The sequence below is a fragment of the Paenibacillus sp. HB172176 genome (assembly GCF_011947265.1).
Taxonomy (GTDB): Bacteria; Bacillota; Bacilli; order Paenibacillales; family Paenibacillaceae; genus Pristimantibacillus.
The window spans coordinates 1-1178 of the sequence record NZ_JAATHD010000075.1 but is presented as its reverse complement, the minus strand read 5'-3'; the positions used below and the strand labels follow the sequence as shown (position 1 = coordinate 1178).

The window sequence follows — 1178 nt, the reverse complement described above, 5'->3', positions numbered from 1 at the left end:
ATTCAGCCGGACAACCTTGCACAGCCTAACCGCGTCGCGGCCGTTCCCTTCGGTCACTTAAGGCAGTGAAGGTTCGTGAATACAAGAACGTTAGACGCAATGCTAAGACATTAAGGGAACGAGTAGAGACAAGAGAGAGCTTGCGGAAAGTTCCCATCCGGGAACGACATTGACAATGCAAGCCAGAGCATAGTGGAAAGTTCCCATCCGGGAACGATATTGGAAAAAGTGCATTATAGACATTTGGAAGTTAATCGAAGAGGGCACAGCGTCTAACACCGTATTCACGCAGCGTCGCCTGGTGGCTCCTTGGACCGGCCGAAAGGAATTGGCCGGACAACCCTGCACTGCCTAACCGCGTCGCGGCCGTTCCCTCCGGTCACTTAAGGCAGTGAGGGTTCGTGAATACAAGAACGTTATATGAAACCGGCGAAGAGCAATAATACAAACCACTAAAGTACAAGGAGAATGTTTATGACTCAGTTTACTGTTGCTGAAATGATGCGTGCGTATGCTGAAGATGCTCAAGATCTTGCAAATCAGCTTAAAGTTGAATTGAACTATACGGAAGATAGTTTATTTGAATTAGACACAATCCTTGAAAAGTATCATCAAGGAATTCCAAAGGGAATTAAAAAAATCTTGTCTAAAGGACCATCTGAAGATCAAATCAACCAAATGGCAAAAATATGGGGAGCATATCTTGGAGAAACAATAATAAAACAACTTGGAGGAGAATGGATACAAAGCAATACGTTTGACAATACAATTGCAATTAAAATTGGAGAAACTGAAATTTACCCCCCTGCAAAAATATATAAAAGAATTAAGAATGGATCAGAAGATAACATAAACATATATTTTAAAGTGCTAAAACAAGATTTTGATTGTTAATTCAAGAAGACGCCGGCAACATATAACACCGTATTCACGCTGCGTCGCTATCGCTCCTTGGTCCGGCCGAAGCAGGAAGATGTGGTTTCGAAGAAGCAAACTCAGTAACAGGGAAGCATAATCAGCCGGACAACCTTGCACTGCCTAACCGCGTCGCGGCCGTTCCCTTCGGTCACTTAAGGCAGTGAAGGTTCGTGAATACAAGAACGTTATATGCAATCGGCTAAGAGCGTTCAAGACAAAAATGAAAATAATCAAAACAAGAATATCTCACTTCAATCATT

At 42.9% G+C, this 1178-nt stretch carries 1 protein-coding gene; it reads left to right on the top strand.

Annotation, left to right across the window (positions count from 1 at the left end; translation table 11 throughout):
* Positions 1 to 474 precede the first annotated feature (474 nt).
* The gene (locus HFP08_RS28845) at positions 475 to 894 is read left to right on the top strand and encodes a hypothetical protein (RefSeq protein ID WP_168124077.1); all 420 of its coding nucleotides are present in this window, start codon (positions 475 to 477) and stop codon (positions 892 to 894) included.
* The last annotated feature ends 284 nt before the right edge of the window (positions 895 to 1178 follow it).

Excerpts from the sequence above, each read along its gene's own strand:
- HFP08_RS28845 (WP_168124077.1), top strand. The coding sequence starts at position 475 with ATGACTCAGTTTACTGTTGCTGAAATGATGCGTGCGTATGCTGAAGAT.